Genomic DNA, 24,992 nt, shown 5'->3' with positions numbered 1-24,992 from the left:
CTGTAGCTCTATAATTTTCGGAAGAAAAAAATGCTATTTGATTAAATAGGTTACCATAATTTTCCGATTAACATAAATCGTCAGATAATCACCTGATTTTCCTGCCAATGGGATATCAAATTGAGTTTCTTTATTTTCATTGTTCAGATAGGTAAGTTTATTTTCACTACTGAGTACAAACTCGGCATTATCATATTCCCCTAAATTTTTAATTTCTAAATGGAAATTTGGCGTAGCTGAAGAAATGATACCGTTTTTCGGGAATATTTCATAATTACCTTTAAAATAATCCCTGTAGTAAAGTGGTAATTTTGAAAAATCCAGTTTTGATTTATTAATTGTGAGCCATTTTTTATCCTCTGGATAATGGTTTAAAAATAAGTCCTCTGCTGACATAAAAAAATAAGAACCATTAAAGTCAGGCTTAAAAGAATCGTCTTTTTGGGAAATATATCCGGCTCCAAGTGTAGTATCTACAAATTTCCAAACATTATCAATTTTTACAGCATTCCAAGCATGGTCTATTGCCAAATTTACTTGTCCAATTTGTGACGGGTCAGATTTTAAGGCTCCAGTTATTATCTCACTTTCAAGCCCTACTAAACGGCTTAATTTTTCAAACACCATTGAATACCCATGACAGATAGCCTTACCAGAAAGTAATGTTTTAGAAATTATTGATTCCTTAAATTTAATTTCCTTTGCTTTTTTTTCCTTTTCATCCTTATAAGAAAATGCCATACTCGATGCACTGTTCATTGAATTGGCTGCCGCAACATCAAACGCAATATTAAAAGCTATCCAGGAATAAACCGCTCTGGCTTTTTCAGAATCGCTGGTAAAATCCTTCTTAATCATATTGCTTATCGTTTCTAAGCTTTGAACTTTTGAAGGATATTTTTTTACAATTTCATCAACTTCCAAAAAGTCTTTAGAAAAAGAATTGTTGATACAAAAACACAGAAAAAGAGTGATAATTTTTCTCATTGCTAAATTTATTTTTTAATATGAATTATCTATAATGGCAAAAAATACCTTTATCGGATGGTGTCCATATTGCCGCTTTTTGGTTGGCTGCCTTTAAAGCATTGTTTGCCCAGGTATTACAGGTGTAAAACAGGCTGTATTTTCGATTGGCTTCATAGAAGCTGTCATTCTGCCCATAAGTTGTGGCATGAATCAGGATTGGATTTCCCTGAGAATCATATTGAAAGCTATCTTCAATATAAGCAATCAGTTTAGCATATTCCTCCTTGCTGATATTAATTTTCACACAGCTTTCGTTTTCTTTCAGCTGTTTGAAAAAAGTAGCATGCATGGCGGAAGTTCCCAAATAGAAAGCCGCATTAAATGCCGTGCTAAATTTCAGGTCAGACCATTCCGGTGTGTTTAAATAAAACCCTTTATCACCCCAGCCAAAACCAATAAACTGCATGGTAGAATCTTTTGAAGCAATATGTTCGTATTTTATTTTTTCACTCCAGTCTTTATATTCCGTTTTGATTGGAACCACAATATCGGTATGTACACCATTGGTTTTAATATAAATGGCGACGTCTTCCTGCTTGTCCTTGTCTTCAGTATTGACACCAATGTAAGGAATAGCAAGAGCTAACAGAATGTAAACAATAAAAAATCCGAGTATTCCTAAAATTATCTTCAGTAAAATCCTGAAAATTTTCTTCATGTTTTTCAAGCCTCAAAATTGGTTACAATTTCTTTTAACTCATTATCCAATTCGGCATTTGAAATCTTTTTATTTTCCACATCAAAATTGGTATAAAAGCTCGGAAGTGAAAACAGGGCTTTAATGTTAGCCCCATGTCTTGGCAGATTGCTGCTAGCAAAATCCAATACGCCCTTACCTCCTCTTCCGCCTGGTGAAGTTGCCATTAGCAGCATTGGTTTTTGCTGGAATACCTCATTGTCAATTCGGGAACTCCAATCATAAATATTTTTGAAAGCGGTAGAATAGATGCCGTTATTTTCAGCCAGAGAAACGACCAGAATATCTGCCGAAGCCAGCTTAGCCAAAAACTTTTTTGCAGTTTCGTGCTGTCCTACCTCTTTTTCCCTATCAACCGAAAAAAGCGGCATTTCAAAATCATTAAGGTCTAAAATTTCTACTTCCGCATCTTCAAAAAGCCCGGAAGCATAAGTAGCCAACATTTTATTAATCGATTTGGAGCTATTGCTCCCGCCAAAGGCAATTATTTTCATATCCTGGTTTTTGTATTGGTTTCCGCGTCTGTTATTTCAAAAATCTCTTTCTGGATTTCTACCGAATATTCATTAGGGCTAATACTGCCTCCGTAAGCTTTTGCATACACCTTAGTGAATTCAGCACCAAAATAAAGAATTATTGCGGAATAATACACCCATACCAAAATTATTATTATTGAACCGGCTGCCCCATAAACACTGGCAACAGTAGAATTCCCCAAATAGAGCCCGATTGCAAATTTACCAACCATAAAAAGTACGGCTGTAAAAGACGAACCTATGAAAGCGTCTTTCCACCTGATTTTTCCATCCGGCAGCGTCCTGAAAATAATAGTAAACAGCAACGTAATAATGGCAAATACCAGCAGTAGATTCAGCACATAAAAGATGTAAATGGTTCCTTCCTGAAAATATGACCGGAGTTTTGCACTTAAAAGGTCCATAACCGAATTGACCAACAAACTGACTAATAGCAAGAATCCGACAGAAACAATCATCGAAAACGACATCAATCGGTTTTGGATAAACTTTTTAAATCCTTTGTTGGGTTTTGCCTTGAGCCCCCATATAAAGTTTATGGAACTCTGGATTTCGGCAAAAACCCCGGAAGCTCCTATCAAAAGCATTACTCCTCCAAAAATGGCCGCAAATGCATTACTATCTGAAAGCTCCACATTTTTAATGGCATTTTGTATCTGGATTGCCGCATCATTACCTACAAGCCTGTTAATCTGTCCGTACAGCTCTCCGGTAACCGCATCTTTTCCAAAGAAGAAACCACAAAGCGTAATGATAATAATCATTAATGGAGGTATTGCAAAAATGGTATAATAAGAGAGTGATGCGCTTAATTTGATTGCATTGTCATCATTAAACTCTGATATCGTATTTTTGAGTAAATACCAGGTTTTTGAGAATAATCCTTTCGATTTCATAGTGCTTTTTGGTTTCGGTTTACTCAAATATAGCTGATTTTAAGAAATTCACCGGTCAGTTTATAGGATTTTTAACATGACATATCTTCATAAAAAAAGCGGCCAAGAAGCCGCTTTTAATTGTTTTATACTTTGAGATTATACATTAAATCTGAAGTGCATCACATCTCCATCTTTTACTATATATTCTTTACCTTCCACACGCAGTTTTCCGGCTTCTTTTACTTTAGATTCAGAACCGTAGGTTACGAAATCATCATAAGCAATTACTTCCGCACGGATAAATCCTTTTTCAAAATCAGTATGGATTACTCCGGCTGCCTGTGGCGCTGTTGCTCCAATATTGATTGTCCAGGCACGTACTTCTTTTACACCGGCGGTAAAATAAGTCTGTTGCTTCAACAACTTATAAGCCGCACGAATCAGTACAGACGACCCCGGTTCTGTCAAGCCCATGTCTTCAAGAAACACCTGACGTTCTTCATAACTTTCCAATTCTGTAATATCGGCCTCAGCCCCAACAGAAAGCACAATAACCTCTGCATCTTCGTCTTTTACCAATTCTCTAACCTGGTCTACATATTTATTTCCGTTAACTGCAGAAGCTTCATCCACATTACATACATACAAAACCGGTTTAGCGGTAATCAATTGGAACGATTCCAAAAGGGCTTCCTCATCATTATTTTGTGGCGTTATGGTTCTGGCTGATTTTGCCTGTAATAAAGCCTCACGGATTCGGTTAAGCAATGCCTGTTCAACCTGCGCTTCCTTGTTTCCTGTTTTGGCAGCACGGTTTACTTTCTCCAAACGTTTTTCAACAGTTTCAAGGTCTTTCAGCTGCAATTCGATATCGATCGTTTCTTTGTCACGGATTGGATTAACATTGCCATCCACATGCACTATATTATCATTATCAAAACAACGCAATACGTGAATGATAGCGTTACACTCGCGGATATTTCCAAGGAACTGATTCCCCAAACCTTCACCTTTACTTGCTCCTTTTACCAATCCTGCAATATCTACAATATCTACAGTAGCCATCTGAACGCGCTCCGGTTTCACCAATTCTTCCAACTTATTAATCCTCGGGTCCGGTACGTTTACGACTCCAATGTTCGGCTCGATAGTACAGAACGGGAAATTTGCGCTTTGCGCTTTTGCATTTGATAAACAATTGAATAATGTTGATTTTCCAACATTTGGCAACCCTACAATTCCTGCTTTCATTATGGTATAAGTATGATATTGATAATTTTAAGGGTGCAAATATACGCTTTTGGATTTGAAATTAAACCTCAATGCCTTTCTATTTTTATTTCTTAAAAAATTAAACTATTTCTATTAAAAAATAACATTTAGCAATTCTTTATGATTTTTTAAAAATCAATTTAACATAAAATCCTTAAATTTGTTAATATCACTCTAAATCAACTCATTATGAAAACTATTTTGTTAAGCAGCATTACATTGTTGGCGGCATTAAGCCTACAGGCCCAGAATAAAAATGTCACAGATGTTTCCAAAACCACGGTAACTACTGTTAAGGATTCTGATGGCGAGAAAACATACCTGAAAACCCAGGAAGTTAAGGAAGTTCAGAATATCGAGTTCCAAAATGCGGATTCCAAAGCATTAAACAAAGACTTGAAGGAAACACCTGTTGAAGTAATTTCAAAAACTCAGGTAATCAATCCTGACGGAAGTACCCGAACAGTAGATATTGACCGTTCCTCTTATTATACATCAAATGGTAAAACCTATCAGTTACGATTAGACCCGGCCGGTTACGTGATTACCACACAGGACAATAAAAGACTGGGACTTTTGAGAGCTACAACTACAAACAGTTATATCTACAGAGGTAAAAACCAGACTTCAATAGGTTATTTTGACACCAACGGAAATTTGGTCGTAGAAACTTATGACGACAAATCCGATAAGGTTTCTATAGAGACCTATGTACGTTCTCCGAAATAAAATTTTATTGACACACATAAAAAAACCTGAATTGTTTAATTCAGGTTTTTTTATTTTCTTTTAATAAGTAAGATTACTCCCCATGTAAAAAGGCCTGCCTGTTAAGCAAAGTCTCTTCACTTTCTACATGGTTGTCGTCCGGAACGCAACAGTCAACCGGACAAACGGCAGCGCATTGCGGCTCTTCGTGGAATCCTTTACATTCTGTACATTTACCCGGAACAATATAATAGATATCATCCGAAAGAGGCGTATGTGGCGCATCCGCATCCACTTCCTCTCCATTTGGAAGCACTATTTTTCCATTAAGTTTCGTTCCGTCTTTATATCTCCAATCATCTGCACCTTCATAGATGGCAGTATTTGGGCATTCTGGTTCGCAAGCACCACAATTGATGCATTCGTCTGTTATTATGATTGCCATTTTTTCATTTTTTGCTATAAGCTATAGGCAATATGCGTAAGGCTTGCCTGCTGCCTAGAAAAGGTTTATTTTTGTGCAAAATTACATCCAAAACAATTCATAAGCAAATCAATATGACTTTAGAGCACAAAAAAAATATTTTCGCAGAGTTAGGAAAATTCTTAAGTCAATTTTCTGAAAATGAAAGTATTAAAAAAGAAAACGTTTTACATAACGATTTGTTTTTCAATGATTTTTTGGATTTGATTGAGTTGTCTCAATCCCATAACGGTTGGTATACCCCGGAACAGGTATACTTTGCCATACGCTCCTGGGCTGAAGCCTTGACAAAAGAAAACCTGAACCAATGGCTTTCCAAATACAATCTGGAAAACGTTGGCGGAAAAACAGTTGGATTGGTTTTGGCTGGAAATATCCCATTGGTGGGCTTTCATGATTTTTTGAGTGTTTTAATTTCCGGTCATAAAGTATTGGTCAAAACCTCTTCAAATGACCAGCATCTGTTGCCGTTTTTAGCAAAATACATTATGGCTGTCGAACCAAAAATGGCAGAATACATCATATTCACTGAAGGAAAATTAGAAAATTTTGATGCTGTCATTGCAACAGGAAGTAATAATACGGCCCGTTATTTTGAATATTATTTTAAGGACAAACCTTCCATAATCAGAAAGAACAGAAATTCTGTTGCGGTATTGGACGGCACGGAATCCAAAGAAGACTTTATTCAACTGGGTGAGGACATCTTCCGATATTTCGGATTGGGCTGCAGAAACGTTTCCAAACTTTTTGTCCCAAAAGATTATAAATTCGAAGCCTTTTTTGAAGGGATTTTTGAGTATCAGGATGTCATCCATTATGAAAAATATGCCAACAATTACGACTACAATAAGGCAGTCTTCCTGATGAGTAATTTCAAACTGCTCGATAACGGATTCCTTACTATTAAGGAAGACACGAGCTATTCCTCTCCTATTTCAAGTGTATTTTATGAATTCTATCAAAATACAGAGGAACTTAAAAAACGTCTTATAACAGATAATGAGCAAATCCAATGTATTGTTTCCAAAGGAATAATTGAAAACAGCATTCCGTTTGGCAAAACACAGAAACCGGAACTTTGGGACTATGCTGACAATGTAGACACTATTGCATTTCTTTCATCGATTTAGTCAAAATAGCTCATAAAAATAGTTTTACTATATCGTTTTCGTTAATAACCTTACGAAATTATCATGAAAAGGCTAAGAAATCTTTAATCTTAATTCCTGAAATTTGCTTTTCAAACTCACAACAACACTTTCTTAAAAACACAGCATGAAAAAGCATAACTACAGTGCAGGTCCTTGCATCCTGCCGCAAGAAGTATTTGAAAAATCAGCACAGGCTATTTTGAACTTCAATGATTCGGGCTTATCCATTCTGGAAATTTCACACAGGAGTAAAGATTTTGTAGCCGTAATGGAAGAAGCCAGAGCCCTGGTTTTGGAACTTCTGGGCTTGCAGGGAAAAGGTTATCAGGCTTTATTTTTACAAGGCGGCGCCAGTATGGAATTTTTACGGGTTCCTTACAATTTATTGCGAGACGGCGGGAAAGCTTCTTATTTAGATACCGGAACCTGGGCAGCAGGAGCCATAAAGGAAGCCAAAGCATTTGGAGAAACCATTGTGGTTGCTTCCTCAAAAGAAGATAAATACAATCATATTCCTAAACATTATGCTATTCCTGCAGATGCTGATTATTTTCACTGCACCTCCAACAATACGATTTACGGAACACAGATAAAAGAATTTCCGGAAACAAAAATTCCGGTAGTCTGCGATATGAGTTCGGATATTTTTTCACGCCAACTCGATTTCTCAAAATTTGACCTCATTTATGCCGGAGCTCAAAAAAACATGGGACCAGCAGGAGTTACGCTCGTAGTGGTCAAAGAAGCTATTTTGGGTAAAACAGGACGAAACATACCGAATATATTAAACTATCAGCAGCACATTGAAAAAGAAAGTATGTACAATACACCTGCAGTTTTTGCAGTCTACACTTCCCTACTGACATTGCAATGGCTAAAACGACAAGGTGGAATTCCTGCCATTGAAAAAATCAACGAGGCCAAAGCCCAGTTATTATATGCAGAAATAGACCGAAACCCATTATTCAACGGAACAGCCGTTACAGAAGACCGTTCCAACATGAATGCGACTTTCTTGCTAAAGGACGAAACCCAGGCACAGGCATTCGACCAGTATTGGAAAGAAGCCGGAATATCTGGTCTGACCGGACATCGTTCCGTAGGCGGTTACAGGGCTTCCATGTATAATGCTTTGCCTTTGGAGAGCGTACAGGTACTGGTAGATGTAATGAAGGAATTTGAAAAGACAAATGCCTGATTCACCAAAACATAAAACACAATTAAGAAACATGAAAGTATTAGCCAACGACGGAATTTCAAAAAGCGGCATCATCGCTTTGGAAAAAGGCGGATTTGAAGTCATAACGACCAAGGTAGCACAGGAACAGGTCGCCAATTATATCAATAAAAATGCTATTTCAGTGCTTTTAGTACGAAGTGCAACTAAAGTAAGACAAGACATTATTGACAACTGCCCTACGCTGAAAGTTATAGGCAGAGGCGGTGTAGGCATGGATAATATCGATGTGGATTATGCCCGCGAAAAAGGAATACATGTTATCAACACTCCGGCTTCTTCATCAGAATCTGTGGCCGAACTGGTTTTTGCCCACCTTTTTTCGGGCGTACGATTCCTGCATGATGCCAACCGCAACATGCCGCTTGAAGGTGATTCTAATTTTGAAGGACTAAAGAAAGCGTATGCCAATGGAATTGAATTAAAAGGAAAAACACTTGGAATAATCGGTTTTGGAAAAATAGGAAAAGCGGTTGCCAAAATCGGACTCGGATTGGGCATGCGTGTCATCGCTTCCGATAAGTTTGTAGGCAATGCAGAAATTAAGGTGGATTTTTATAATGGTCAGTTTATTAATGTTGACATCGTGACTGAACCAATGGAAGATATTTTAAGGCATTCCGACTTTATCTCATTGCACGTTCCTGCACAAGACGGATATGTAATCGGGAAAGAAGAATTTGAGCAGATGAAAGACGGTGTGGGAATTATAAACGCTTCGCGTGGCGGTATAATTAACGAAGTTGACCTTATTGAAGCCTTAGATAACGGAAAGGTTTTATTTGCCGGACTGGATGTTTTTGAAGAAGAACCTACACCAGCCGTACAGGTTCTCATGCACCCTAAAATATCACTAACACCGCATATTGGTGCAGCAACATTGGAAGCACAGGACCGAATTGGAATTGAACTGGCAGAACAAATCATCAGTTTATTAAAATCAGACATATAATTTATCATTCTTGTTAAATATTAGGCTTTTTTGTATAGATTTGTTTAAACTTTAAACTTACAGAAGATGCTAGAACAATTATCCGATTTAGTAAGACAGTACGGAAACGACGCTGTAGTAAACAATAATTCCGTACCAAATGAATTGAACGAAGGTGTTATGGACGAAGCCAGCACCTCTATTTTTTCAGGGCTTCAGAAAATTATTTCTGATGGTGGCGCAGACCAGATTGGTCAATTGTTTCAAGGCGATAATGCCGGTTCAGCATCAAATCCTGTTGTGAAACAACTAACAGAGCAGCTTTCCGGAAATCTGGGAGAAAAATTCGGCCTTAGCAGTGATGCTGCTTCGGGTGTTGCCGGCGGACTAATTCCAAAAGTTTTAGGGTCTCTGATTGGAAAAGCAAAAAATCCTAACGACAAAAGTTTTGAAATTTCAGACATTGTCAACTCCCTTAGCGGTGGTCAGGGCGGTTCATCTATCATGGATGCCATCCAGAAATATGGAGGTCAGTTTGGATTAGACCAAAACAATGACGGCAAGATAGACATGAGTGATGCAATGGCTGCTGTCAATAAAAAAGGAGGCATCGGTGGTTTTCTTGGAAAACTTTTCGGAAGATAAATCATTACAATATAGTATACTAAGGCCAGACTGACGTCTGGCTTTTTTTTGTTAAAAATATAAGAAGCCGAAAAAGCATTCCGAAAAGAATGAGTAACTTTATACAAATCCTGTCAAACATGAAAAATCTCATTTACATCATTGCGTTATTCTTTTTGATTTTTGGATGTACCACAACAAAAGATACAAAAACCAAAACGTTTCAACAGACTGATAAGGCGGTACAAAATGACACGATAAAAATTGCCAATGAAGAACTTGAATATGAAGTTATCATTATCGACCCGGGATTCAACAGCTGGTTTTACAGCTATGCAAGGCCACGAAATTATTATTCACAACAATACATGGAAACGCGAAACCGCGTGTGGGTCATGGAATGGAATAGCCGTTTCAACCAGGGCGACCGACGCTTTGATATGAGTATTGACTATCAAAACAATATAAACTATGGCTATGAAGTTAATTATATGCTGTATAACTATCTCACTTATTTTCAACTTACCCATAATATAAAACTTGGAGGTTTTGTGCCTCGAATTTAAAGTTGTAGTTTTGCGCTATATTTATTAAGTATGAATAAGCTTAAAAAGCGCTGGGGCATTACATCAAACTACCAGCTTGTCATAATTTTTATTGTTTTTGCCATAAACGGTTCCCTTTCAGCCCGTATTTCCTATTTTTTGATGGGACTTCTCGGAATAACAAAAGAAAATACGCATTGGTCGCTATACTATATCATTCTATTGGTATTGGTGTTACCACTTTATCCTTTTATGCTAATGGTTTTCGGATATATTTTTGGACAATCGGGATTTTTCTTTCCTTTTGCCAAGCGAATGATTCGAAGCATGAGATTGGGATTTTTATTGCCTAAAGAAAAAAACGAAGAAAGCAACTAAGTTGCAACTGCTATAAAAAAGAAAAGCCGGAATTGAACTTCCGGCTTTTTTATTATCTAACAAAATCGTTACTTTTTTTCATTGCTGAAATAATAAGTATAAATCCATGTCAGGGTAAATGTTGGCAATATATCTGTTAAGGGAAATAATTCTTCCAGAAAAGAGATGATACCCCCAACCGTACCTACTGTTCCCTTATACATTCTTGCCAGGATAAATCCTGAAATAGGAGCCCAGGCAATATCTGCAAATTCTCCAATAAAAGGAAGTGCATAAGTTGTCATTCCTATAACATCAAACAGTATACTCAATAGTAACTGTTTCTGTTTTTTGCCTGAAGCGACTTTAATCTGAACTTGTTCTGTCATTTTCAATTGTTTAGTCGCTATTATAACGCAAAACTAATGCCAATTATTTTTTCAGCTTTCCTGCAAACTGCTTTCTTACTTTTTCAACTTTTGGGGTAATGACATAACTACAATAGGACTTCTCCTTATTTCTTGCATAATAATTCTGATGGTAGTTTTCTGCTACGTAGAATTTACCCGCAGGAGAAACTTTAGTCACAACCGGTTTACCAAATGTATTTTCTCTATCCAGAAGTTTTATATAGTCCTCTGCCAGTTTCTTTTGTTCCTCATTGTGGTAAAAAATTTCACTTCTGTATTGGGTACCAATATCTGCTCCCTGACGGTTTAATGTTGTTGGGTCATGGGTTGCAAAAAATATTTCCAATAATTCGCCAAAGCTAATCTTATTCGGGTCAAAAGTAATTTGTGTTGCTTCCGCATGTCCTGTTGTTCCGGTAGAAACTTCCTCATAAGTTGGATTTTCGGTCTTACCTCCGGTATAGCCCGATTCTACTTTTTTAACACCGTCCAACTCTAAAAATATAGCTTCTGTACACCAGAAACATCCACCTCCAAAGGTTGCAATCTCTAATCCTTTTTCTACTTCCATTTTTATGGGTTCCTTAATTTCAGAAATTAATTGTTCTTGTTCCTTTTCTTTTGACTGGCATGAAATCGTAATCAAAGTCAGCAGTCCAATCATCTTTTTCATTGTGTCCTTAGTTTTCCTCAAAAATAACGATTATCTGAAGTTTCAGGAATGGCATTAACTAAACTTTATCACTAAGAATAACCTGCTAAAGATGGGAAAATTTTCAAAAACTTTGTTTCTTTGTACAAATAGGAAAAAATGATTCAGGCAAAAAACCTACATAAATATTACGACAAGCTCCATGTATTAAAAGGCGTTGACCTCCATATTGAAAAAGGTGAAATCGTCTCAATTGTGGGAGCTTCCGGAGCCGGAAAAACCACGTTACTTCAAATTCTGGGAACATTAGACAAACCGAATATAGAAAACGGAACCGAATTACAAATCGACGGAGAAAACATCCTGCATCTTAATGACAAGGCACTCTCCCGTTTCAGAAACCTAAAACTTGGATTTATATTCCAATTCCACCAGCTTTTACCTGAATTTACGGCTTTGGAAAATGTGTGCATTCCTGCTTTTATTGCCGGAAAATCAAAATCGGAAACCGAAGCGGAAGCCAAAAGACTTTTAGATTACCTTGGATTGTCACACAGGATTGACCATAAGCCGGGAGAACTTTCCGGTGGTGAGCAACAACGTGTGGCCGTTGCGCGTTCGCTTATTAACAAACCTGCCGTCATCTTCGCTGATGAGCCATCCGGAAATTTAGATACTGTTTCCGCAGAAAATCTACACCAATTGTTCTTTAAGCTTAGAGATGAGTTTGGACAAACGTTTGTAATTGTTACCCACAACGAAGAGCTGGCTAATATGGCAGACCGAAAACTGGTAATGTCTGACGGATTGATTCCGTAACCTACCAACTAATTTATGACAGATACAGAATTAAAAGCCTTCCTTAACGAAAAGGTTGAATTATACAATAATCCTGATTTTATTGAATCCGATCCTATTCAGATTCCGCATGCTTTTTCAATAAAGGAAGATATCGAGATTGCCGGATTCTTAAGTTCGATTATCGCGTGGGGCAATCGGAAAATGATTATCAATAATTCCAAAAAAATGATGGAATTGATGGGGAACTCTCCTTATGATTTTATCATGACCCATCAGGATTACCAATTGGAACGACTGGAAAATTTTGTACACAGGACTTTCAACGGACAGGATTTTATCAGTTTTATCAAAGCTTTACAGAATATTTATACCAATCATAGTGGACTGGAAGCTGTCTTTTTGAAAAACCAAAAAGGAGATTCTATGCAGCATAGCATTCATGAATTTAAAAAAATCTTCTTTGAAATAGAGCATCTGCAACGAACCCAAAAACATATTTCTGACCCGCTGAATAATTCCGCAGCCAAAAGAATCAACATGTTTTTGAGATGGATGGTTCGTCAGGACAAAAAAGGCGTTGATTTTGGAATCTGGAAAACCATTTCACCTTCTGCCCTGTCCTGCCCGCTTGATGTACACTCTGGAAATGTAGCACGAAAACTAGGTCTTTTACACCGAAAACAAAACGATGCCAAGGCATTGGCAGAATTAGATTTACAATTGCGAAAACTGGACCCGAACGACCCTGTGAAATATGATTTTGCTTTATTTGGTTTGGGTGTGTTCGAAGGGTTTTAAATAACCTTCTGTTAAGGCTTAAAAGCATCCCAATCTGAGAAATCCAAATTTTAACGTACCTTTGCCCAAAATTTATACAATATGTCAACTTTTGAGCAATTCAACCTTCCTAAATCTTTACAAAAAGCAATTGATGATTTAGGATTCACTTCACCTACACCAATTCAGGAAAGGTCATTTTCTGTAATTGCATCAGGGCGTGACATGATGGGTATTGCCCAGACAGGAACAGGAAAAACTTTTGCCTACCTTCTGCCTTTGTTAAAACTGTATAAGTTCACTCCTACACATACACCAAAAATTGTAATTCTGGTTCCTACCAGAGAATTGGTAGTACAGGTTGTAGAAGAAGTTGAAAAGCTAACCAAATACATGTCCGTCAGGACTTTGGGCATTTACGGAGGTGTCAATATCAACACTCAAAAAACTTCTGTTTATCAGGGAATAGATGTTTTGGTTGGTACACCGGGTCGTGTCATGGATTTGGCTTTAGACAATGTATTGCGTTTTGATGAAACCCAAAAACTGGTGATTGATGAATTTGATGAAATGCTGAATCTTGGTTTCCGCGTACAGCTAACTTCCATTTTGGCAATGATGCGTCCAAAACGCCAAAATATCCTTTTCTCTGCTACAATGACTGATGAAGTTGATGCTGTATTGGAAGATTATTTTGATTTTCCGGAAGAAGTTTCGCTGGCCCCATCCGGAACACCATTGGAAAAAATCAAGCAGGTCAAATATGCCGTTCCGAATTTCAACACAAAAATTAACCTGTTGAAACATCTTTTGTCAACTGACGAGTCCATGTCACGAATCTTAATTTTCGTGAATAACAAGCGTTTTGTTGATATGATTTACGACCGTATTGAAGAAGATTTTGGTGAGCAGTTTGGTGTGATTCATTCCAACAAGTCTCAGAATTATCGTCTTACTACTATGCAGGATTTCCAAAAAGGAGATTTGAGGGGAATCATCACCACAGACGTTATGGCCAGAGGTTTGGACATTTCTGATATTACCCATGTATTGAATTTTGATGTTGCAGAAATCCCGGAACAATACATCCATAGAATTGGAAGAACCGGTCGTGCCGATAAAGAAGGAACCGCTATCAGTTTTGTAGGACCAAAGGAAGAAGATGCTTTTATTGAGTGTGAAATGCTGATGGACATGGAAGTAGATATGCTTCCAATTCCGGAAGGAGTTGAAATTTCAACTGTTCTTATCGAATCAGAAAAAGTAAAACAACCGATTAAGCTTTTGAAAAAAGTCAAAAAAGAAGGAGGCAGTGCTTTTCATGAAAAATCAGACAAGAACAAAAAAGTCAATCTGGGCGGTCCCGGCAAAACTAAACCAAGAAAGACAAAGCCAAGAAACCGTGCTGTGGAAAGAAACCGAGACAAAAAGAGAAAAGATAAAGGCAAATAGAATTTAGAATTTGGTAAAAACCAAACAAACGGGAGAACAAAGCTCAATTCTTTTTCCGGTATCGGAAAGCTTTCCTGTAGTTTTATCTATCCTGAATATCACAACATCGTTTGTATATTGGTGTGCGACCAGTAAAAATTTACCGCTTGGGTCAATGGCAAAATTCCTCGGACCTTTTCCCTTAGTGCTTACCTGATTGACTAAATCCAACGTTCCTTTTTTATTAATAGCAAAGACGTTGATGGTGTTGGCATCTCCCCTGTTTGTGGCATATAAAAAATGTCCGTCGGGCGAAATATGAATGTCTGCCGCACTATTTTCTCCTTTAAAATCTTTAGCTACAACAGTAGTTTCCTGAAGCTGTTTTAAAGAACCATTTTTGTATTTAAAAACAGTAAGTGTTCCATCCAGTTCCTGAAGCAAGTAGACAAACTTCCCATCTTTACTAAACGTAAGATGACGAGGACCGCTTCCTGGTTTTACAGCTATTTTATCTTTTAATTCCAATATTTTTTCCGGAGCATTCTTATTGTATTTGTAAACGTAAATCATATCCATTCCTAAATCATTTGCCAAAATATATTTTTTATCCGGTGAAAAATATACCATATGAACATGGGCACTTTCCTGTCGGCTTTTATTGATTCCTTTTCCGGTATGTTGTATAACCTGTTTGGCTTCTTGCAGACTTCCATCTGCCTTCTTTTCAAAAACAACGATACTTCCTCCTGAATAATTTGCTACAATTACATTTTTGTCATCATTAATAATATAACACGGGTCGGCACCTTTCGAATCCTGAGAGTTTAACAGTTGCAATTGGCCGCTTTTTGAATCAAAACGGAAAGAACTTATTTTACTGTCTGCTCCATTTTCATTAACGCTGTAGACATATTTGACATCTTCCGAAACCGTGAGATAACTCGGATTGTCTGTTTTCTGTGTCTTTTTTAAAGAAAAATCACCGGTGTCCGGACTAAAATCATAAACATATATTCCTTTACTTTCACAGGAATTCGTGTAGGTTCCTACAATCAGATTATAAATTTTATCCTGGGCTTTTGCATTCATAACAAATAAAAAAACAAGAAGAAAGAAATTGATTTTTTTCATTTTGAAAATTGTTTAGAACAAAAATAAGGCTTCGGAAAGCAAAAGCATCATCACGAAATGTTAATTTCACTTATGTTGAGGCGATAGATTTTTGCCTCAGATTAAACCAATTTACACAGTTTTAGACATTGAATCATTTTAATCCTTTAATCTGTGGCTTTTTATAAATATCAAAAGATTCGTTTTTAGTCGCGGATTACATGGATTATGCAGATTTACGCGGATTTTAGGCATCAAATCTTTTTAATCCTTCAATCTGTGGCTTTTTAACCTGCCAATTTAATATTCCAAAAAAATCTCCAAACTAGCTACGACAACTGCCAACTAATTTGTATTTTTGACAAACTTTCAATAAATGCAGTTCAAACACCCTGAAATTCTTTACTTCCTTTTCTTATTGGTCATTCCAATTCTGGTTCATTTATTTCAACTGCGTCGTTTCAAGAAAGAATATTTTACCAACGTACATTTTCTAAAAGAGCTTGCCATACAAACCCGAAAAAGTTCGAGGTTAAAAAAATGGCTTTTATTACTTACCCGGTTATTTCTTCTGGCTTGTTTGATTATTGCATTTGCCCAGCCTTTTTTCCAGGCTAAAGACAGTAAAGGAATCACGAACGAAATGTTTATCGTTCTCGACAATTCCTTTTCAATGCAGGCCAAAGGAAAACAAGGCGAATTGATGAAACGGGCAGTTCAGGAATTATTGGAAAACGTTCCTGAAAACCAGACTTTTTCACTAATTACAAACTCTGAAACTTTTTGGAATACCGACATAAAATCCATCCAAAGAGAATTGCAAAACCTAAAATACAGTGCTTCTCCCTTTGTTTTGGATAATTTGATGGCCAAAATAAAATCCAGAAAATCGCCTTATAACAAAGACATAGTAATTATTACAGACGCAGTGGGTTTACAGCCAAAACAGCTTAAAAACATTGATAGCACTTCAAATGCCTATTTTATCATTCCAAAAGCAGAACAAAAGAACAATGTAGCTATTGACAGCGTTTTCATCCAACAGGCTTTGGACAATTTTTACGAAATAGGCATCACGCTTTCTTTCTACGGTGACAATGAAAAGGATATTCCTATTTCTCTTTATAATAACAAAAAACTGGTTGCCAAAACCATAGTCAATTTTGAAGGCAAAGAAAAGTCAATCAATTTTACTATTCCAAAAGGAGATTTCAATGGTTATGCCGCCATAGATGACAATGCTCTGCAATATGATAACCAATTATTTTTCAGTATTTCAAAGCCGCAAAAGATGAACATTGTTAGCATTGGACAGCCTGAAAAAAGCAGCTTCCTGAAAAAAATCTATTCTGATAATGAATTTATTTTCAGCAACTTCGACTTAAAAACACTGGATTACAATATACTGGAAAAACAAGATGCTATTATCTTAAACGAGGTTCCTGAAGTTCCTCAAGCTTTGCAGACCACCTTAAAAACTTTTGTAGAAAAAGGTGGCAATCTGATTGTTATTCCGTCTTCTGAAAGCAGTATTTCCAACCTGAATAGCCTGATGGGAAATTTCGGAAAAATACAATTCAAATCTTTAGAAAACGGAGAGAAACTGGTTACCAAAATTGCCTTTAATCATCCGCTCTACAGTACCGTTTTTGAGAAAAAGATTGACAATTTCCAATATCCGAATGTTAGCAGTGCTTACAGCATTTCAAGTGCTTATCCATCAATATTGAGTTTTGAAGACCAGAATGCTTTTCTTACGGCAATACAAAATCCGGTCAGTTCGGTTTATGTATTTTCGGCTCCGCTAAATAAAAACAACTCCAATTTCCAGAATTCACCTTTGATTGTGCCTACTTTTTACAATATGGCATTAAGCAGTCAGAAAACTGGAATCAGCGCCTTGACTATTGGTGAAAATAGCCCTTTCCTTATTGACGCTTCCCTCTCCAAAGATGAAATTGTTGAGATCAAAAGTCTTTCGGAAGAAACGAATGAGAAATTCATTCCAATGCAGCAGATATTGAATAATAAAGTCAAACTTACGTTCAACGATTTTCCACAGGAAGCCGGAAATTATGGCATCTACAAGCAAGATAATCTTTTAAAGGAAATCAGCTTTAATTATGCCCGAACAGAAAGCAATATCGCTACTTCCAATGAATCCGTATTATCAGATTATAATGTTATTGGAAGCATTGATGAAGTTTTTGATACTTTACAAACCAACAGGACAGACAATGAAATATGGAAATGGTTTGTGTTTTTAACGCTACTCTTTTTAGTCACTGAAATATTGATACAAAAATTCGTAAAATGAACCTAATTATCAGACAAGCTAAGGTTATTGACCCTAAAAGCCCTTATCACAATGAGATTGCCGATTTGAAAATTGAGGGTGGCGTCATTACTAAAATTGGAAAAAAGCTCCAGAATCCTGATAAACTTAAAGAAGTTACTTTTCAAGGTCTTCATATATCACAAGGCTGGTTTGATTCCAGTGTTAGCTTAGGCGAACCGGGTTTTGAAGACAGGGAAACTCTTTCTAACGGACTGAATACAGCCGGAAAAAGTGGTTTTACGGCCATCGCCTTGCAACCCAATGCTTTTCCGATTCCAGACAGCCAATCGGGAATCAGTTTTTCAAAAAGAAAAGCAGAAGGTTTTGCCACAGAACTGTTCCCTATTGGGGCACTGACTAAAGGAAGCGAAGGTAAAGACCTTGCCGAGCTGTTTGATATGAAAAATTCTGGCGCCGTGGCTTTTGGTGATTATAACAAAAGCTTGTCAAATGCCAACCTGCTAAAAATTGCGCTGCAATATGTACAGGATTTTAATGGATTGGTTATCGCCTATTCTCAGGATTCGGATATTAAGGGAGCAGGTGTTGCCAATGAAGGTATAGCCAGCACCCGCCTTGGCCTGAAAGGTATTCCTTCTCTGGCAGAAGAATTGCAGGTTTCAAGGAATTTGTTTATCTTAGAATATACCGGAGGAAAATTACACATCCCAACTATTTCAACCGCAAAATCGGTACAGCTTATCAAAGAAGCGAAAGCGAAAGGTTTGGATGTGACCTGTAGTGTGGCCATTCATAATCTGGTATTGACCGATGAAAAATTGGATGGTTTTGATACCCGATATAAAGTAACTCCTCCGTTAAGAAGTGAAACAGACAGAAAGGCCTTGGTAAAAGCTGTAAAAGACGGAATCATCGATATGATTACCTCCGACCATAATCCGATGGATATCGAACACAAAAAAATGGAGTTTGATATGGCCAAAAACGGAACTATTGGATTGGAAAGCGCTTTTGGAGCATTACTGACTGTTCTTCCTCTGGAAACAGTAATTGAAAAACTGACTCAGGGAAAAGAAATTTTCAGTATTGACGAAAGTGTTATCAAAGAAGGAAATAAAGCAAATCTGACCCTGTTTAATCCTGAAGAGAAATGGACATTTGGTAAAGAAAGCATCTTGTCAAAATCAAAAAATTCAGCTTTTCTGGGAGAATCCATGAAAGGAAAAGCCTATGGAATATACAATAACCAACAATTGGTTTTAAACGAATAGATTATGGAAAATACAGTTAACGAAGGAAAAAACATTGCTATTATAACCCACCTTACCATCATAGGAACAATAATCGCTGCGGTATTAAATGGCGATAAAAAAAATGCTTTTGCAGGCTTTTATATCCGACAGACTTTAGGAATATTCCTTCTGTTCTTTGCTTTAGGCTATCCTGTTGGATTGTTTGACAGCTGGATGATTTCATCAGCCCTGTATATCTTTATTTTTATTTTATGGGCCTATAGTTTTGTGAGCGCACTTCAGGGACAGATGAACAAAATTCCTCTCTTGGGAGGTTTCTTCCAAAAAGCATTTAAAAACCTTACTTAAAACTAATGAAATCAAATATAGAATATCTTATTCGGGAACCTAAAATAAAAAAAGAAAAGAATCCGCTGCTGTTATTGCTTCATGGTTATGGAAGTAACGAAGAAGACCTCTTTTCTTTTGCTTCTGAACTTCCTGATGAATATTATGTGGTTTCGGCCCGCGCACCTTATAATCTGCAGCCATATGGACACGCCTGGTATGCCATCAATTTTGATGCGGATGAAAATAAATTTTCGGATATTGACCAGGCTAAGGAATCAAGAGACCTTATTGCAAAGCTCATCAACGAACTGATTTCTGAACTTCCTATTGACTTCCAGAATGTAACATTGATTGGATTCAGCCAGGGAACAATCCTGAGCTATGCCGTTGCTTTAAGCTATCCTGAAAAAGTTAAAAATGTTATTGCTTTAAGCGGTCATATCAATACTGATTTATTAGTTCCGGGCTATGAAAAAAATGATTTCAGGCATCTGAACCTGTTTATTTCCCACGGAACTGTTGACCAGGTAATTCCGGTAGAATGGGCACGAAAAGCGCCTGATTTACTTAAAAAATTAGGAATAGAAGCAACCTATAAAGAATATCCGATTGGACACGGCGTATCGCCACAAAATTTTTACGATTTTAGAAACTGGTTAGAAAATCACAAATAAAAAAGGATTCCGATTTGGAATCCTTTTTAGTATGTTTTAATCTTCTGCCTTATCGCTTCCGGTTATCACTTCCTCATTAATCAGCGCTCCTGCATACATCAGCGAGTCGCCTTTCATCAATTGATAGCCATTTGTAGTTTGCAATTTCCAATCGTCTTTCACATAAGGCTTTCCTTCCGCCTCTCTTTCCAGTATCATGGATGTTTTTTCATTAGGCATAAAAAGCTCTGCTTTATTTCCTCCATTCTCTTCCAAAATAGCAAAAGCGCTATAAATTGCTTCTCCCTGTTTTATTTCTGCAGCGGGGTTCAAACGGATACCAACCTCAAACGGACGAACACAGGTTCTTTTCAATTCAGACCAGGTATAACCTGCTGAAGCGACACATCCTTTATCGTCTTTATCGTTTCCTACTACTGTTCCCAGACTGTCTTTCTGGATTGACAGATCAGAATTCCTACCCAGGTCTTTACAGGAAAAAGCTGAAACAGTAATAAAGGCCAACATAAATACTTTTTTCATAATTGTTTTGGGGTTAGTCTTGATAGCCTATAAAATTATAAAAAAACTTCTATTTTAATGTGGCAGGATAGATAAAAGTATCCATCGTTTCATATTCCGTAGGCTTACCTTCCTGTTTGTAATATTTTATCATGACTTCGCCCCAGGCTTTTCCAATACTAAAATCGGCTATAATCCAACGGTTGTTCAAAATTTTTATCTTATTGATAATTGCCTTGTCACCATTAATCTTGTCATATTTTGTAAGTGGATTCCCTTCAGGTTTTTCATTCAAGGAATTGATTTCATCACGAATTTCAGCTGATAACTGATTGATATCAAATTGTTCAAAATAATCCATAGCGTTATCATTATATTCCAAAGAAAAATAATTTGCCTCCATAACCTGATTGTTTAAGGCCGCTATGGAATCTTTTTTTGCCTTGGATTCCTTCTGGAAGTTAGCTATTCTGTCTTCTTCAAATTTTACTTTTTTTGTAAAATACATATAAGTAAAGATGTTCAACAGTACAGACAAAATGAAAAGATATAACAGTGGTTTTTTCATTGTTTTTTGATTTTAGATAGTTATTTGCAAATTGTCATACGCCAGATATACATTTTCAGGAAGTATCTTCTCTACTTCATCGTGAAAACCCATCCTGTGACTGATATGAGTCAGGTAAGCCTTTTCAGGGCGAACCGTATTAATAAATTCCAGAGCTTCTTCCAGATTGAAATGAGAATGGTGCGGTTCTTCCCGTAAAGCATTAACTACAAGTACTTTTAATCCTTTTAGCTTTTCAACTTCAGACGGTTCAATAGTCTTAACATCCGTCAGATAGGCAAAATCGTCTATCCTGTAACCAAAAACCTGAAGATTACCGTGCATCACATTAATTGGAATCGCCTTTTTATTCCCAATATCGAAACTCTGCCCGTTAACTACCTCTATTGGTTCAACAGACGGAGCACCCGGATATTTGTCGACCGTTTCAAAAACATAATCAAACCTCCGTTTAAGCGATTCTAAAACCCTTTTGTGCAGATAGATTGGAATATTGCCCTGCCTGAAATTGAACGGACGGATATCATCCAAACCTGCAGTATGGTCTGAATGTTCGTGTGTAAAGAGGATACCATCAATTTTAGGGCATTGCGATACCAGCATTTGCTGTCTGAAATCCGGTCCGCAATCAATAACAAAAGAATGATTTTCCCAGGAAATCCAAACAGACACACGAAGACGCTTATCTTTTGCGTTGGTACTTTTACATACGGGATGCTCGCTTCCTATTACCGGAATGCCCTGTGAAGTACCCGTACCTAAAAAATAGACTTTCAATTGACGTTAATTTTTTACAAAAATAGGATTAATTCCCTTTAATAAAAGCCCTATTTTGTTAACTTTGCAAAGTATTATCACTATTATGAGAAACGACGAAAACGAGATTAAACTCAAAGGAGATAAGGTCATTGAGCAGATTCCTTCCATAAAGGATAAAGCGCTCCGTATCAACTTGAATGAAAATATATATGGTACTTTTGCCGAGATTGGTGCCGGTCAGGAAACTGTAAGGCATTTCTTTAGAACAGGTGGTTCATCCGGAACGATTGCTAAGGCGATGTCTGCCTATGACAAGGATTTTAGCGACGCCATCTATGGTGCTGAAGCTGATGGAAGATATGTTACAGAGGCCCGATTAAAAAAAATGCTTTCACACGAAGTAAAGCTTGTGGAACAGCGTCTTAAACGAGACAAACATCCCAGCAAAATGTTTTTTAGCTACGCCAACACGGTAGCCACTATCGATTTTGCAAAACAATTCAAAGGACATGGTTGGGTAGGTATCAAATACCAGATTGAACCGGACGAGGATTATAATGAAATTATACTCCATATCCGTTTTAAAGAAACCGATGCCCGATTACAACAGGAAACCCTTGGTATTCTTGGTGTTAATCTGATTTACGGTGCTTTTTACAAATACAACGACCCAAAAAAGTTACTGCGTTATCTTTATGACCACCTTGACAAGGACCAATTGGAAATCGATACGATAAATTTTTCCGGTCCGCGCTTTGCCGATGTCGATAACCGTTTGATGAGCCTTCAGCTGGTTAAAAACGGGATGACAGATGCCGTAATGTTTGACCCAGAAGGAAATAACGTTTTGCCAGCTGCTGTACTTTACAAAAAAAACATTCTGGCACTAAGAGGAAGTTTCCGTCCGGTAACCCGTGTAAACATGGATATGTATGAGAAATCATTACAGATGTTTCTCGAAGAAAATAAAGTAGAAAAAGAAAATACGCTGGTCGTTTTTGAAATTACGCTTTCCAACCTGCGTTCGGATGGTGAAATTGACGAAAGAGATTTTATGGACAGGGCTGAATTGCTTTGTTCTTTAGGACAGACTGTAATGATTTCTAATTTCCAGGAGTATTATAAAGTAGTGGAATATTTCTCTAACTACACCAAAGCCCGTATGGGACTTGCCATGGGAGTAAGCAACCTTGTGGATGTTTTTGATGAAAAATATTACCGCCATTTAAGCGGTGGTATACTGGAAGCTTTCGGTAAATTATTTTATCGTGACCTGAAGGTATTCCTGTATCCTATGAAGGACGAACACGGAGTAGTCATCAATTCAGAAAACCTCAAAGTACATCCTAGAATGAAAGAATTGTATAAATTCTTCAAGTTCAACGGAAAGGTAGTCGATATAACCGACTTTGATGAGCATGATTTGGAAATTTTCTCCCGTGAAGTTCTGAAAATGATTAGCAAAGGAAAACCGGGCTGGGAAAGCATGCTGCCAAAAGGTATTGCAGAAATGATTAAAAGAGATAATCTTTTTGGTTACGACCCTAAAAAACTGATGGAAGAAAGCACAAATTAGTTTAAAAGAGGTGCTAAGTTTAGATATTTTATAAAAAAGCAGTATTTGTCAGATACTGCTTTTTTATTTATCCTATTTTAATATCTGATTGGCGTGCGCTTTGGTTTTTACGTCGGTAATCACTTCTTCGATAATCCCCTTCTCATCAATTACAAATGTTGTCCTGTGGATTCCGTCATAAGTTCTTCCCATAAACTTTTTAGGTCCCCAGACGCCAAAAGCTTCAATAATACTCTTATCTTCATCTGCCATTAACGGGAAAGGAAACTTGAATTTATCCCTGAATCTTCCCTGTGCTTTTTGAGAATCTGCGCTAACTCCCAAAAGCTCGTAATTATTCGCTTTAAAGCGTTCAAAATTATCACGCAAGTCGCAAGCTTCGGCGGTACAACCCGGCGTATTCGCTTTAGGATAAAAGAAAACTACTAACTTTTTTCCTTTATAATCTGCTAACTGGTGAAATTTTCCGTCTTGGTCAAAGCCTGAAAAATCAGGCGCTTTGTCTCCTGCTTTTAATGTTGTCATGTTTTTGGTATTGGGTTTCAGAAAATTGTAAAAAGGAAAAACTAAATATTTATCCTACTTTTACATTTATAAAAATAGCTAAAAATGACCAAAAAAGAGCGCGCTACATTTGTTATTAATACGTTAAAAGAGTTATACCCTACCGTTCCTGTTCCGTTAGACCATAAAGACGCTTATACTTTGCTAATTGCTGTTTTGTTATCGGCACAATGCACAGACGTTCGTGTCAATCAGATTACGCCCTTGCTCTTTGCCAGGGCTGACAATCCATATGATATGGTAAAAATGTCTGTTGAAGAAATTCAGGACATCATCCGTCCGTGTGGCCTTTCGCCTATGAAATCCAAAGGAATCTACGGCTTGTCACAAATACTTATTGAAAAATACAATGGCGAAGTTCCCCAAAGCTTTGAAGCATTGGAAGCGCTTCCGGCAGTAGGACACAAAACAGCCAGCGTTGTTATGTCACAGGCTTTTGGAGTTCCTGCTTTCCCGGTAGACACGCATATCCACCGATTGATGTATCGCTGGGGACTTTCAAACGGAAAAAATGTGGTACAGACGGAAAAAGATGCCAAAGCTATTTTCCCCAGAGAATTATGGAATGACCTCCATCTTCAGATAATCTGGTATGGAAGGGAATATTCTCCTGCAAGGGGCTGGAATTTAGAAAAGGATATTATTACCCGCACTATCGGCAGTAAAAAAGTACTGGCTGAACTGGCCGGGAAATAAAAAAAATATCCCGATAATAAATTACCGGGATATTTTATCAGTTAGCAATCGACTCAAATTTAAGCCCTTTTACTTTGATATAGCTCAAGGCTTTAGAGTAATTCAATAGAAATGATATTGTCTCTTTTTTAGGTTG

29 protein-coding genes are annotated in these 24,992 nt (G+C 37.2%); 16 read left to right on the top strand and 13 right to left on the bottom strand.

Annotation, left to right across the window (positions count from 1 at the left end):
• Positions 1–33: 33 nt before the first annotated feature.
• From B0G92_RS08615 to ychF, 5 genes are all read right to left on the bottom strand, one after another.
• A complete protein-coding gene (locus B0G92_RS08615; protein ID WP_101471803.1) occupies positions 34–987 on the bottom strand; it encodes a transglutaminase domain-containing protein in 954 nt (317 codons plus the stop codon).
• A 25-nt stretch (positions 988–1,012) separates the two neighbouring features.
• Positions 1,013–1,687: a TIGR02117 family protein gene (locus B0G92_RS08610; protein ID WP_101471802.1), complete on the bottom strand. Its 675-nt coding sequence runs from the start codon at positions 1,685–1,687 to the stop codon at positions 1,013–1,015.
• A 5-nt stretch (positions 1,688–1,692) separates the two neighbouring features.
• Positions 1,693–2,220, bottom strand: a complete 528-nt coding sequence (locus B0G92_RS08605; protein ID WP_056070719.1) for an NADPH-dependent FMN reductase — start codon at positions 2,218–2,220, stop codon at positions 1,693–1,695.
• Positions 2,217–3,158, bottom strand: a complete 942-nt coding sequence (locus B0G92_RS08600; protein ID WP_101471801.1) for a YihY/virulence factor BrkB family protein — start codon at positions 3,156–3,158, stop codon at positions 2,217–2,219. Before B0G92_RS08600 ends, B0G92_RS08605 begins: the two co-directional genes overlap by 4 nt.
• Positions 3,159–3,296: 138 nt before the next feature.
• Complete coding sequence (ychF, locus tag B0G92_RS08595; RefSeq protein WP_056070715.1) at positions 3,297–4,391, bottom strand: redox-regulated ATPase YchF; 1,095 nt, start codon at positions 4,389–4,391, stop codon at positions 3,297–3,299.
• Between the two features lie 210 nt (positions 4,392–4,601).
• On the opposite strand from ychF, the gene B0G92_RS08590 reads away from it, so the two are divergent.
• Positions 4,602–5,141: a hypothetical protein gene (locus B0G92_RS08590; RefSeq protein WP_101471800.1), complete on the top strand. Its 540-nt coding sequence runs from the start codon at positions 4,602–4,604 to the stop codon at positions 5,139–5,141.
• 73 nt (positions 5,142–5,214) lie between these two features.
• Here B0G92_RS08590 and B0G92_RS08585 read toward each other — a convergent pair whose 3' ends face one another.
• Positions 5,215–5,565, bottom strand: a complete 351-nt coding sequence (locus B0G92_RS08585) for a 4Fe-4S dicluster domain-containing protein (protein WP_056070711.1) — start codon at positions 5,563–5,565, stop codon at positions 5,215–5,217.
• Positions 5,566–5,678: 113 nt separating this feature from the next.
• Here B0G92_RS08585 and B0G92_RS08580 point away from each other — a divergent pair, with 113 nt between their 5' ends.
• The 6 genes from B0G92_RS08580 to B0G92_RS08555 all read left to right on the top strand — a co-directional run bounded on the left by B0G92_RS08580 (position 5,679) and on the right by B0G92_RS08555 (position 10,473).
• The gene (locus tag B0G92_RS08580) at positions 5,679–6,737 is read left to right on the top strand and encodes an acyl-CoA reductase (protein ID WP_101472057.1); all 1,059 of its coding nucleotides are present in this window, start codon (positions 5,679–5,681) and stop codon (positions 6,735–6,737) included.
• A gap of 145 nt (positions 6,738–6,882) precedes the next feature.
• On the top strand, positions 6,883–7,956 hold the full coding sequence (gene serC, locus B0G92_RS08575) for a 3-phosphoserine/phosphohydroxythreonine transaminase (RefSeq protein ID WP_101471799.1): 1,074 nt from the start codon (positions 6,883–6,885) through the stop codon (positions 7,954–7,956).
• 31 nt (positions 7,957–7,987) lie between these two features.
• The gene (locus tag B0G92_RS08570; protein ID WP_056070703.1) at positions 7,988–8,947 is read left to right on the top strand and encodes a D-2-hydroxyacid dehydrogenase; all 960 of its coding nucleotides are present in this window, start codon (positions 7,988–7,990) and stop codon (positions 8,945–8,947) included.
• Positions 8,948–9,013: 66 nt separating this feature from the next.
• Entirely contained in the window at positions 9,014–9,571 is a 558-nt protein-coding gene (locus B0G92_RS08565) for a hypothetical protein (RefSeq protein ID WP_101471798.1), read from the top strand.
• A 119-nt stretch (positions 9,572–9,690) separates the two neighbouring features.
• Positions 9,691–10,116 carry a DUF6146 family protein gene (locus B0G92_RS08560; protein WP_056070699.1) on the top strand — a complete coding sequence of 142 codons (426 nt, stop codon included), beginning with the start codon at positions 9,691–9,693 and terminating at the stop codon, positions 10,114–10,116.
• A 30-nt stretch (positions 10,117–10,146) separates the two neighbouring features.
• Positions 10,147–10,473, top strand: coding sequence for a DUF6787 family protein (locus B0G92_RS08555; protein ID WP_101471797.1), 327 nt, complete (start codon positions 10,147–10,149; stop codon positions 10,471–10,473).
• Positions 10,474–10,541: 68 nt separating this feature from the next.
• Here B0G92_RS08555 and B0G92_RS08550 read toward each other — a convergent pair whose 3' ends face one another.
• Together B0G92_RS08550 and msrA are read right to left on the bottom strand one after the other, a co-directional pair.
• A complete protein-coding gene (locus B0G92_RS08550; RefSeq protein WP_101471796.1) occupies positions 10,542–10,841 on the bottom strand; it encodes a hypothetical protein in 300 nt (99 codons plus the stop codon).
• 43 nt (positions 10,842–10,884) lie between these two features.
• Positions 10,885–11,535 carry a peptide-methionine (S)-S-oxide reductase MsrA gene (msrA, locus tag B0G92_RS08545; RefSeq protein ID WP_056070690.1) on the bottom strand — a complete coding sequence of 217 codons (651 nt, stop codon included), beginning with the start codon at positions 11,533–11,535 and terminating at the stop codon, positions 10,885–10,887.
• 138 nt (positions 11,536–11,673) lie between these two features.
• On the opposite strand from msrA, the gene B0G92_RS08540 reads away from it, so the two are divergent.
• The 3 genes from B0G92_RS08540 to B0G92_RS08530 all read left to right on the top strand — a co-directional run bounded on the left by B0G92_RS08540 (position 11,674) and on the right by B0G92_RS08530 (position 14,544).
• The gene (locus tag B0G92_RS08540; RefSeq protein WP_056070687.1) at positions 11,674–12,333 is read left to right on the top strand and encodes an ABC transporter ATP-binding protein; all 660 of its coding nucleotides are present in this window, start codon (positions 11,674–11,676) and stop codon (positions 12,331–12,333) included.
• Between the two features lie 15 nt (positions 12,334–12,348).
• On the top strand, positions 12,349–13,113 hold the full coding sequence (locus B0G92_RS08535) for a TIGR02757 family protein (protein WP_101471795.1): 765 nt from the start codon (positions 12,349–12,351) through the stop codon (positions 13,111–13,113).
• 81 nt (positions 13,114–13,194) lie between these two features.
• The gene (locus B0G92_RS08530) at positions 13,195–14,544 is read left to right on the top strand and encodes a DEAD/DEAH box helicase (protein WP_101471794.1); all 1,350 of its coding nucleotides are present in this window, start codon (positions 13,195–13,197) and stop codon (positions 14,542–14,544) included.
• A 3-nt stretch (positions 14,545–14,547) separates the two neighbouring features.
• Here B0G92_RS08530 and B0G92_RS08525 read toward each other — a convergent pair whose 3' ends face one another.
• Positions 14,548–15,657 (bottom strand): lactonase family protein, encoded by a 1,110-nt coding sequence (locus B0G92_RS08525; RefSeq protein ID WP_101471793.1) that lies wholly within the window; start codon positions 15,655–15,657, stop codon positions 14,548–14,550.
• A gap of 355 nt (positions 15,658–16,012) precedes the next feature.
• On the opposite strand from B0G92_RS08525, the gene B0G92_RS08520 reads away from it, so the two are divergent.
• The 4 genes from B0G92_RS08520 to B0G92_RS08505 are packed head-to-tail and all read left to right on the top strand — an operon-like array spanning position 16,013 to position 20,192.
• Complete coding sequence (locus tag B0G92_RS08520; RefSeq protein WP_101471792.1) at positions 16,013–17,953, top strand: vWA domain-containing protein; 1,941 nt, start codon at positions 16,013–16,015, stop codon at positions 17,951–17,953.
• Positions 17,950–19,206, top strand: coding sequence for a dihydroorotase (locus tag B0G92_RS08515; protein ID WP_101471791.1), 1,257 nt, complete (start codon positions 17,950–17,952; stop codon positions 19,204–19,206). The genes B0G92_RS08520 and B0G92_RS08515 overlap by 4 nt, the downstream gene beginning before the upstream one ends.
• 3 nt (positions 19,207–19,209) lie before the next feature.
• Positions 19,210–19,536 (top strand): hypothetical protein, encoded by a 327-nt coding sequence (locus B0G92_RS08510; protein ID WP_101471790.1) that lies wholly within the window; start codon positions 19,210–19,212, stop codon positions 19,534–19,536.
• Between the two features lie 5 nt (positions 19,537–19,541).
• Positions 19,542–20,192: an alpha/beta hydrolase gene (locus B0G92_RS08505; protein WP_101471789.1), complete on the top strand. Its 651-nt coding sequence runs from the start codon at positions 19,542–19,544 to the stop codon at positions 20,190–20,192.
• Between the two features lie 36 nt (positions 20,193–20,228).
• Here B0G92_RS08505 and B0G92_RS08500 read toward each other — a convergent pair whose 3' ends face one another.
• From B0G92_RS08500 to B0G92_RS08490, 3 genes are read right to left on the bottom strand one after another with little or no spacing between them, the layout of a single operon-like run.
• Positions 20,229–20,714, bottom strand: a complete 486-nt coding sequence (locus tag B0G92_RS08500; RefSeq protein ID WP_101471788.1) for a hypothetical protein — start codon at positions 20,712–20,714, stop codon at positions 20,229–20,231.
• A 49-nt stretch (positions 20,715–20,763) separates the two neighbouring features.
• Complete coding sequence (locus B0G92_RS08495; protein ID WP_056070660.1) at positions 20,764–21,261, bottom strand: hypothetical protein; 498 nt, start codon at positions 21,259–21,261, stop codon at positions 20,764–20,766.
• A gap of 12 nt (positions 21,262–21,273) precedes the next feature.
• Positions 21,274–22,038, bottom strand: a complete 765-nt coding sequence (locus tag B0G92_RS08490) for an MBL fold metallo-hydrolase (RefSeq protein ID WP_101471787.1) — start codon at positions 22,036–22,038, stop codon at positions 21,274–21,276.
• A gap of 85 nt (positions 22,039–22,123) precedes the next feature.
• Between B0G92_RS08490 and B0G92_RS08485 the strand changes: the two genes are divergently transcribed.
• Positions 22,124–23,596 carry a hypothetical protein gene (locus tag B0G92_RS08485; protein ID WP_056070654.1) on the top strand — a complete coding sequence of 491 codons (1,473 nt, stop codon included), beginning with the start codon at positions 22,124–22,126 and terminating at the stop codon, positions 23,594–23,596.
• Between the two features lie 72 nt (positions 23,597–23,668).
• Here the strand turns inward: B0G92_RS08485 and bcp are convergent, their stop codons facing one another.
• Positions 23,669–24,121, bottom strand: a complete 453-nt coding sequence (gene bcp, locus B0G92_RS08480; protein WP_056070651.1) for a thioredoxin-dependent thiol peroxidase — start codon at positions 24,119–24,121, stop codon at positions 23,669–23,671.
• A gap of 84 nt (positions 24,122–24,205) precedes the next feature.
• Here bcp and B0G92_RS08475 point away from each other — a divergent pair, with 84 nt between their 5' ends.
• A complete protein-coding gene (locus B0G92_RS08475; RefSeq protein ID WP_101471786.1) occupies positions 24,206–24,856 on the top strand; it encodes an endonuclease III domain-containing protein in 651 nt (216 codons plus the stop codon).
• Positions 24,857–24,992: the final 136 nt, after the last annotated feature.

It is taken from the genome of Flavobacterium lindanitolerans (genome assembly GCF_002846575.1).
GTDB lineage: Bacteria > Bacteroidota > Bacteroidia > Flavobacteriales > Flavobacteriaceae > Flavobacterium > Flavobacterium lindanitolerans.
This window is presented reverse-complemented; position numbering and strand designations above follow the sequence as displayed.